Raw genomic sequence first — 8,772 nt, forward strand, 5'->3', positions numbered from 1 at the left:
GGCGCAGTTTCAACGTACCTGCCTTTCGTGCAGCACGCAAAGGCTCAGGTACCTTTATCACCGAGATACAAACGGGGCTCTGTTCCACAAATCTGGCGAGAGATGCATATCGCGAAACCAGCGAATTAGCTGGGACGCATAGTGCCAGCGAAAAGCACAGAGATCGGATTGGCCAAGTCAGTTGGAATGTCGAGCCAGTCTGTTCGGTTATTGGAAGAGCAGATATTCGTTGCCACCCTGTCGTTGTTTGAATTGGGCTTGGGGCCGACTTGCGCCAGTTCAGCGCGAGGAGCGGTATCATCTTAGTAGGACGAATGTCCGCTACATCGGATGTCGCATAGACGGCTCGCGTTAGCAGCGAATGGCAGCTCCCCGCCCATTCTGTGGAAAAAACACCCTTTGCAGGTGCGGAATTCTGGCGTCCGGAAGCGGCGCAAGCGCCTTTCCTGTCAGGCAGTTCGCACTTGCTGCGTTGCGGGAAACATCTTGGCCAGTTTCCTGAGGTTCTGGGCGGTTGCGGCGAGGAGGAATTCGTCATTTGCCCCACATCGTCCGCGTAAGCGCCTTTCGGATTACTGCCTTGGGATCGCTTCAAAAGTCCCTCAACGCACAGATTTTGTCAGCGTAGGAACAAGACGTAGTCCAAGAAGGCTCCGGCAGTAGCTTTCTCGAGACTACCTTGGTTGCGAGCTCAACACACGTCAGCAGGGAGCATGGCAATGTCAGAGTAGCGGACGTCGGAGATCGTCATAGAGGTGCACTGGTGCCCGCGGAGTTCAGCCAATACCTTGTGAGGGCTTGGCTGCAGATAAGGCGGTAGCCGCGGTTCTGGAGACCCATCTCAGCCAGTCCAGCGCGAGCGCCGACGAACCCGGCGAGTTCTCCCGGATCTGAAGCTGGTGCGGATACCGTTGTGGCCGCAGGCGTCGTCGTCTCGATGCATCTACTCAGGGCGATCAGGGCGCCAATGGCAAGCGGCGTGGCAATAGTCTTTCGGTGGTTCTCTTTCGTTGACCTTATCTGGAAATGAATAGCCCTGCACCGTCCCTCAGCTTTTCGCACGGCTTCGGATCATCAGGACGATCGCAACAATGAATGCGAGAGCGCCGATGCCGATTAGGAGGGCACCCAATGGCAGGAAGAAGCTCTCCCGAAGCAAGCCGTCGTCCCCGACGTCTCCATACAGTGTCCTCTCCGTCGCGAGGCTCGCGCCGCCGAGTGCTGCCGCGATCCAGGCAAGGATCGCCATGCGGCGGGCGGTCACTGAAACACGCCTTCGAACACACCACTCCGATCGAACTGGCAACGGAAGGCGCGTGTTGGTTGGTCGCGGAAACGCCCTGTGACGACGTAGCGCGCGCCGATGTTGAGCGGACGGTCGGTCTCAAGAAGAGGGACGGCCGTATTGAAGTGACCGGCAGCCGCGCCAAGGCAGTAGGCCTGCATTCCACCAACCGGGGTGGGAATGCCACCCGCGCTTGAAGTCGATGTGCCCTGCTCACGCCGGAGACGCGCAACGGCATCCTCGGAGCGCGCGCGTTGGTCGGACGTGCATACGCTGCCGGTGGCGATCTGGCGACCGCTCGGGCTGTAAAGAAGCGTGCAGCCACCAACCCAATGCACCTCAAGCTCACCGCTCGCGCGCTGTACGATCTCGGGCACGCCGGGGCGGGGGCCGCGCTGGTCCGTGGGTATGGCGATTGCGGGGCCGGATGGTGCCGTGCCTTCGCGCAGGAAGCGTCCGGCGACCCAGCCGGCGAAGCGACCGTCCGGCGCCTCGACCTGGCACCAGCGTTGGGACCGCTGAACGCAGCCAAGGTTGCGGAGAGTGAAGCCATTCGGCATCCGCGCGACCACGCGATTTTGTGTCGACGGACCCGAGCGGACGTTGAGCGTGTCGCCGGATGAGACGCCCGTCACAGCGAACCAGTCCGGCCCGCCGCTGAGACCGTCTGCGAAGTCAGGGGCTGGTTGAGCGGGTGGCTCGCTGGGACCAACAGATTCTTGAAGAAAGCGGCCAGCGACCCAGCCAGAGAGCCGACGGTCGGGCGCTTCGACATTGCACCAGCGGCCAGAGGATATGACGCAGCCGAGGTTGCGCAGGACGAAGCCGTTTGGGACGGTGGCGACCACGCGATTGCCCGTCGACGGCCCGGCGCGAACGTTCAGACGGCCATCGCTTGAGACGCCGGTCACAGCCCACCAATTGGGGCCGCCCGTCAGGCTGTCGGCGAAATCGGGTGGAACGATCGCGCCACCGTCGATGCCGATGGAAAGGCGATAGTCGGCACTCTCACCGCGCCGTGCCGCATTTCGGTTGAGAAAGACCTGGATGGTGTAGGTCCCGCTCTCCGGCAACGTCCCTGCATAAGATGTGCCGCTTATGGGGCCGATGAACATCGCTGTGCTCTGACCGGGGATGTCGCCCGGCGCGAAGACGTTGAAGTAGGCCGACGAGTTCGACGCGGCGAGGTCGACCTGCATCTCCTGCCCGGCATTGGCCGCAAGCTGGTAGCGCACTTCTTCGTTGCCGACGATCCGACTTTGGATGGTTGTGCCGCTGGTGCCCGAGGCGAAGCGGACATCCTCGGTCCGAAGTTGCGCCTGCGCCGTGATCGGCAAAGCGAGGGCGAGAAGAAGGATGATGGGGCGAAGCGTTTTCATGATTGTCTCCTCTCTCTCAACGGGCCGGTACGCAGGTCATCTCGGTCCCTTCGGACCAGACCAGCGTCGCCGTATCGCCTTCGAGAGTGAGGCTGTGTCCGAACGTACCTTCGTAGCGCGTCCCAATCTCGGACGGCACAACGGTGGCGGTGTCGACACTGTCGCCGTATTCAAGCCGCGCACTCGGCCTCTCGGTACCGAAGTAGAAGACGGTCACCTCGTTCGCCGGATTGCCGTCGCAGGCGTAGCTCGTGACCTCGGTCGGCTCTTCGAGCATCCACTCGGCGACGAGCTGGCCCTCTCGGCGGAGGTAGGCGTCTTCCACGCAGGCCCGCAAATCCCCCGACTTCCAGCACTCATCACGGCCCGAGACCCAGCCCCGCTGGTATGCGCGGAGGGTGCTGGCGGCTTCTTTGGCGCCCGCATCCAGCCCTTCGGCGACGGCGATCGCCTCGGCAAATCGGTCTGCCAGGCGAAGGTCCAACATGGCCAGATCGGCGTCAGCGCAAATCAGTTGCTCGGCGTCCGAACGTGCCGCGGTGCAATCGAAAGATGGAGAGAGCGCGGCGACCTCCGTTTCGGCCGTGGGCTCGCTGTCGTCCGCAACAGGTGCCGCCGCCTCCTCGGTGGAAATGGCTGCCGCCTCCTGCACCCAGTCCGCGATGTGGAAGGGCAGCAGAACGTCGGTCGTGCAGGTTCCTTCTGCGAATTGCCGGGACGGGTCGTTGACGAAGCTCTCCGCCATATCGAGCGCGCATTGGGAATAGAGGATGGCGCCATGCCCGGCCTCGGGGATGATGAAGGCCTGCGCGTTGGTCAGACCCTCGGTGGCCGTAATCGCCCAGTTCTGGGACGTCTGAATGTCCCAAGTGCTGCCGAGGCTCAGGGTCGGAATGTCGCTTTGCACAACCTCCTGCCAACCCTCGCGCGGGTACTGGTCGAACATCGGGCAAACCGTGTCCAGCAGGAGACCGGCTTGGCTGCCCCAGTAGGCATCAGTCTGCGGGTAGTCCAGTGATGCCGTGGTCGCCTCGTATCCCTGCAGCGTGTTGAAGGGCACGTCCTCTTGGCAGGCGTAGATCCAGAGATCCGTCGTCGTCATGAAATCGTAAGTGGCGGTCAGCAGCGACCGGCCCGACGCCTCGAAAAAGGACGCGATCTCTTCCTCGCTCATCGCATTAGCGAGGGCGAGAAGGCGCGCGGCGGCGGGTCCCTCGAAGTGGCCGGCAATGAACGCGGTCAACGCCTCGCGGGTCGGGTGCCCAGAAATGAAGGTGGCGACGTCCGTGGCGAATTCGACCAGCAAGGCGCTGTCGGCAAGGATCGTCCCGCTGGCAAGCGCCAATTCCCGGTCGAGCAGCCCGGCAAGCGGCGTGTAGTCCCTCTGCCGCGTCACCGCCTCGCGTAGACCCTTCAGGGTCACGTCAAGCTCGTGATCGGTCTCCCGGATGCGCTCGGCCTGGCTGATGGCCAGCTCGAGAAGCCGCTCACCCTCGACATCAGTCACCTGCGCCGTTTGCCTCAGATCCGAGACAGGATCGCTCGGCAGAACGTAGCCATTCTCGATGACGTAATCGAGCGTCGGCGTAGCGACCGCCGGGTCCTCGATCATGCGATGGAACTCATAAACCATCGCGGGCATGAAGGGCGTGATCGTCGGGTTGCCCAAGTGATGCCCGTCGGCGCGCTGCGCGAACATGTCGAGGATGACCTCGGGGCCAAAGGCGGTGCCGTTCGGATGGACCAGCTCGCCCGCGGTGGCGGCATCCAGCGTTTCGGTCAGGATATCGCCGAGGTTCGGATAGGCGTCGTCGCAGATCGGATCGGCGGCGCAGTCCTCGACCAGCCGAACCATGGAATCGTTAATCGGGACTGCGAGCGTTTCGTAAAGCGGTAGCCACATCGGCGCGACTCCGTCGAGAATGACAGAGCGCAGTCCCTCGGGCGCCGCGCGCATGACCTCGAGCGTCAGCTTTGTACCGTAGGAGATCCCAAGGATATTGTAGCTGTCAAAGCCGAGCGTCCCCACCACCATTGGCACATCGAGCGCGTTCTGCCGGGTATTGTAGTACTGGAGAGTGATGTCTGAGTTCTTGAGCTCCTCGATGCAGGGGCCGACGAGTTCCCCGCTGAGCTCGCCTCTGACGACCTCGCCGACCTTTGTGTTGATGACGCCCTGACAGGCCGCCTCTCCGGTCGAAAGCCCTGCCGCCCGCTGGTCGAAGGTGACGATATCGCGGGTCTGCCGCCAGCCGTCGAAGAATTGCGCAAGTCCGGCGAGGCCGTTCATGTTGCCCATCCCCGGCCCGCCATGAAGGTAGACGAGTGCATCGGGCTCCGGCACCTCTGAATGGGATTTCAGAACGGCGAAGAACAGGTCGATGCGCTTGCCGTCGGGGGCGACATGGTTCTCGGGCACGCTGACCGTGCCGCAGATCATGGTTTCACCCTCGATTTCATCGATGCTCATGGGTTGCGGGCAGGCGGTGATCGCGACGGGCGCATCCCCGTCGTGGCCGCCGGTCGCGATTGCTCCGAAATGGCGTTCGGCGTCGACAGGCTCGCCCGTAAGGGTACTCAGCACGGCAATTATTTCGGCGAAATCCATTTTTGGCTCCCTTGCGCGGCATTTTCTCCAAGCAAGAGGCCGCTTTTTTCTTCATTCAGATGACGCCCAATCGGGTCCGCGAAGTTGCGATGGCCTGAGCGCCGAAAAAGGAGGATCGCTACGGGACCGGGACATTTCGGTAGGGCCCGCGGGGATGAGACGAGGGCTACCCATGATTCGCAATCCCCAGCACCAATTATTTCAGGCTGTTCCCGGGTCTGGCTATCCAGAATGCGAAGCAGGCCTATCCAGATCGCGCACACTTTAGGTTGAAGAGGTGGGTTCGGATTCAGCCATTAGTAGCCGCTCTCAGTGTCTCGCCCGGAGTTTCTCCATAGACGCGCTGATAGCGCTGAGAGAAGCGACCAATATGGAAAATTCCGCACTCCATCGCAATGGACGTCGCCGTATCGCCGGGACGAGGCGCCAACAGTCGATGCCTGGCCGCTTCCATCCGAATGCTCGCGAGGAAGACCGAAGGCCCGATTTCGAGCGTCGATCTGAAAGCCGCCTGCAGTGTGCGAACGCTCACTTCAAGTTCGGTCGCCATGTCTTGAACGGAGATATGCTCGGCGTATTTCGCCCGAATGAAATCCTCGCATTTTGCCACGAGCGTAGCCCGTGGACCCGGCCGCGACCTGACCGGAATGGATGTCGCCGCGGCCATGATTTCCGTGAGATGGTCTAAGATCAGCGCCTCGGCCAACCGGGCGCGCCCCTGTGTCACTCGAACGGCATTTCTATCAAAGAACTCGCTGTGGGCATATCCCATCAGGTCACGAAAGCTTCGGCCAGCTGCAACGGACCATGCGGTGGCGTCAGCCTCGACGCGTTTGGTGGGTTCAAGGAAATCTTCGGCTGTCGCCTCTGGAAGAAAGCAGTGCCTCCCGGCACTGAGACCAAATGGCTCGGGTTGAAGTTTTGCGGTAACTCTACCAGGCGCACAGGCGGCGACCATGCTCGTATCGAGGTCCAACTCAACACCTTTGACAGACTTCTGTATGCGACCCTCCAGTGGAAGATCGAACGTCATGAAGGGAAGGTAGTCGACAACGAACTGGTGACCGGTCGACTTGAATGCGAAAAGCGTCAGTCTGCCAGAGGGCAGCTGCACGGACTTTATCTCAGCCGAAGGTGCGGCGTGCAAATGAAACTCGAACCCGGACACCCCGGAGGCCGCGAGAGCGCCGGACACCATTTCATCAATGTTGTCCGGCTCGATTCGGAGATGAGTCACATCAAGCATCAGTTGTTATACCGAGAAGTCTCGCCTTTGGATCAACTGGAGCCTTAGAACCGGTACTCTCTTCAAGCGCGTACGGTGCGGAAGCCGCCAGGATTATGTCAAGACGTTGCCAATTTCTAACCCACCTGCGCTTACAAAAGCAGACCCTTCCGGACCTCGGCCTGAATGTCCGCTCAGGACCGGTCGCAATTCTGTGCAGACGGCGGGTTTCGGATCTTCTCTGCAGTCGCGAACCGACCTTGCCGCGTCATCCGGAGCTGACATTCAGATGAAGCTGAACGGAGACTTCGTTCGTCATCGCCACAACGAAGCTCCGAGCCCAATACGGACGCGAAGACCACTCTATGCTATCATGATGCAGGTCTGACATGGGAGGGGCCGATGTCTGAAGAGCAGAAGGTACTGGCGACTTTGGAAGAATATGCATCCGCATACTGCGCAAAGGATCTGGCCAGGCTCATGGGGATCTTTGTTGATGGTGACAGGATCTCCCTCATTGGAACTGGAGGTGACGAACTCTGCTCGGGCCGAAATGCGATCGCATCTGTATTCGAGCGCAACTTCCGGGACGCGACGGCCCTTCGGTTCGAATGGGGGTGGACCGACGTTGCGGTTCACGGTGACGCGGCGACGGTAGCGGTTGCTTTGGTGATACACTTGAATGTCGCAAATGCGCAGGTCTTGGTTCCCGTACGTTGGACCGTATCTCTTGTGAAAGCCGGATCGACTTGGAGGTGGGTTCATCGCCATGCGTCCGTTGCCGCTGACTCGCAAGACGAGGGCTATGCCTATCCGATCGAAAACTAATGGGTCGGATGGCTGCTTCGTCGAAGGTTTTGGGAAGTAACGAATGTCGGTTTCTGCCCATTACAGCGCCATGGCGCTAACCTGCTATCTTGAAGAGTTATGGGATTTCTCTGGGAGAAGAGCGAATGGTTCGGATTGATCGTGCAAGCGATAGCCGTTGGAACTCTCGACAGAGAGTCTTTTGGAACACTCGAAAATGACACGGGAATCGCCAGAACTCCTATCGGTTTGCCGTCGCTGGTTTGACGCTGTTCAACAAAAACGTGGAAAAGAGGTTCAGAACATTTTGATCGATAAGGACCACATGCTGTTTATTGGAACCGGGGAAGATGAGCTTTGGTCAGGCACAGCAGTGAGGGCCGGCATCGCAGACTTCTTCGGCTCGATCCCTACAATCATAAAACAGGAGGAGACCTTTGGCGCAGCCTACGAATATGGCCGAGTGGGATGGGCTTGCTTTACGCACAACGTTGTTCTTGCGCACAACCCTGACAAAGTCTTCCCCGTTCGGAACACCCTGATTTTTACTTTAGAAGATGGTTTCTGGAGGATGGTGCATCGTCATGGCTCCGTCCCTCTTCCAAACGAAGAGTTCGTCGGTTCAAAGCAAACAGCGATAGCAGATTTGGTCGCCGCAGCCGCAGAGGGTTTCGCCATTGACCAGACGGATGGTTTTGCGTCGATCATGTTCACCGACATTGTCAATTCGTCTGGTCTGGCATCAGTCATGGGTGACTGTTTATGGACGTCGGTAGTGTCTGAACACTTCAAACAACTTCAGGCCATCGTCGAAAAAGCGAGCGGACAATTTGTAAAGTCGCTGGGCGATGGAACGCTATCCAGTTTTCCAAAACCCGAATATGCGCTTGATGCAGCGCGGAACATTCATGAGTCCATTAAACGGTCAGGCGGCCCAGCTATCTCTGTGCGCGTCGGAATTCACGCTGGAAGTGTTGTCCGAATAGAGGATGATTTCTTTGGCACTGTCGTCAACAAGGCCGCGCGTATCACGGCAATTGCTGCGCCAAACGAAACTTGGGTTTCCGATGTCATGCCCAAACAGGTTAGTGGTAAAGCTCACTATCATTTTGTCGAGGCCGGGCTTTTCGAGCTTGATGGGTTTGAAGGTGAGCACTTGCTATGGTCACTGAAATGAGGGCGCGAGATCTATTGTTGCAACATGTTCTCGAAAGCGGATATTTGCACATCTTGCATCGAATACTCACTTAATCCACTCTTGAAACGTTGACCACAACGCAGATCGTCCAGTGACCTGAGACCCGACTTCCCTCCAGTTCACGGGAGAATCCGTCGGTTGATTGCTCTGAGCCCCAACCTTGGATCGCCAGAAGCTGGATTTTTCCGGCTCTGTCACGATGACGGGCTGGTGACGCCATCGGGATAATGCATGGCAATCGGGACGTTGTATCCGATTGCGCTGTGGGGT

At 59.4% G+C, this 8,772-nt stretch carries 7 protein-coding genes; 3 read left to right on the forward strand and 4 right to left on the reverse strand.

What is annotated here, in order from left to right; genetic code table 11:
- Nucleotides 1–251 (forward strand): hypothetical protein (locus ACFORG_RS20315; RefSeq protein WP_386737399.1); only part of this gene is annotated, 251 nt, incomplete at its 5' end.
- A gap of 797 nt (nucleotides 252–1,048) precedes the next feature.
- On the opposite strand, the gene ACFORG_RS20320 is transcribed toward ACFORG_RS20315, so the two are convergent.
- The 4 genes from ACFORG_RS20320 to ACFORG_RS20335 all read right to left on the reverse strand — a co-directional run bounded on the left by ACFORG_RS20320 (nucleotide 1,049) and on the right by ACFORG_RS20335 (nucleotide 6,518).
- The gene (locus ACFORG_RS20320) at nucleotides 1,049–1,264 is read right to left on the reverse strand and encodes a DUF3955 domain-containing protein (protein ID WP_386737400.1); all 216 of its coding nucleotides are present in this window, start codon (nucleotides 1,262–1,264) and stop codon (nucleotides 1,049–1,051) included.
- Nucleotides 1,261–2,664: an SH3 domain-containing protein gene (locus ACFORG_RS20325; RefSeq protein WP_386737401.1), complete on the reverse strand. Its 1,404-nt coding sequence runs from the start codon at nucleotides 2,662–2,664 to the stop codon at nucleotides 1,261–1,263. The genes ACFORG_RS20320 and ACFORG_RS20325 overlap by 4 nt, the downstream gene beginning before the upstream one ends.
- 16 nt (nucleotides 2,665–2,680) lie before the next feature.
- Nucleotides 2,681–5,272, reverse strand: coding sequence for an alpha/beta fold hydrolase (locus ACFORG_RS20330; RefSeq protein WP_386737402.1), 2,592 nt, complete (start codon nucleotides 5,270–5,272; stop codon nucleotides 2,681–2,683).
- 289 nt (nucleotides 5,273–5,561) lie between these two features.
- A complete protein-coding gene (locus tag ACFORG_RS20335) occupies nucleotides 5,562–6,518 on the reverse strand; it encodes a helix-turn-helix domain-containing protein (protein WP_386737403.1) in 957 nt (318 codons plus the stop codon).
- A gap of 381 nt (nucleotides 6,519–6,899) precedes the next feature.
- Here ACFORG_RS20335 and ACFORG_RS20340 point away from each other — a divergent pair, with 381 nt between their 5' ends.
- Nucleotides 6,900–7,325, forward strand: a complete 426-nt coding sequence (locus tag ACFORG_RS20340) for a nuclear transport factor 2 family protein (RefSeq protein ID WP_386737404.1) — start codon at nucleotides 6,900–6,902, stop codon at nucleotides 7,323–7,325.
- A 196-nt stretch (nucleotides 7,326–7,521) separates the two neighbouring features.
- Nucleotides 7,522–8,481 carry a nuclear transport factor 2 family protein gene (locus ACFORG_RS20345; RefSeq protein WP_386737406.1) on the forward strand — a complete coding sequence of 320 codons (960 nt, stop codon included), beginning with the start codon at nucleotides 7,522–7,524 and terminating at the stop codon, nucleotides 8,479–8,481.
- Nucleotides 8,482–8,772: the final 291 nt, after the last annotated feature.

This window comes from Lutimaribacter marinistellae, from assembly GCF_042648365.1.
GTDB lineage: Bacteria > Pseudomonadota > Alphaproteobacteria > Rhodobacterales > Rhodobacteraceae > Lutimaribacter_A > Lutimaribacter_A marinistellae.

Coding starts and splice junctions, on each gene's coding strand:
- ACFORG_RS20325 (WP_386737401.1), bottom strand. CDS start 2,664: ATGAAAACGCTTCGCCCCATCATCCTTCTTCTCGCCCTCGCTTTGCCG.
- ACFORG_RS20330 (WP_386737402.1), bottom strand. CDS start 5,272: ATGGATTTCGCCGAAATAATTGCCGTGCTGAGTACCCTTACGGGCGAG.
- ACFORG_RS20335 (WP_386737403.1), bottom strand. CDS start 6,518: ATGCTTGATGTGACTCATCTCCGAATCGAGCCGGACAACATTGATGAA.
- ACFORG_RS20340 (WP_386737404.1), top strand. CDS start 6,900: ATGTCTGAAGAGCAGAAGGTACTGGCGACTTTGGAAGAATATGCATCC.
- ACFORG_RS20345 (WP_386737406.1), top strand. CDS start 7,522: ATGACACGGGAATCGCCAGAACTCCTATCGGTTTGCCGTCGCTGGTTT.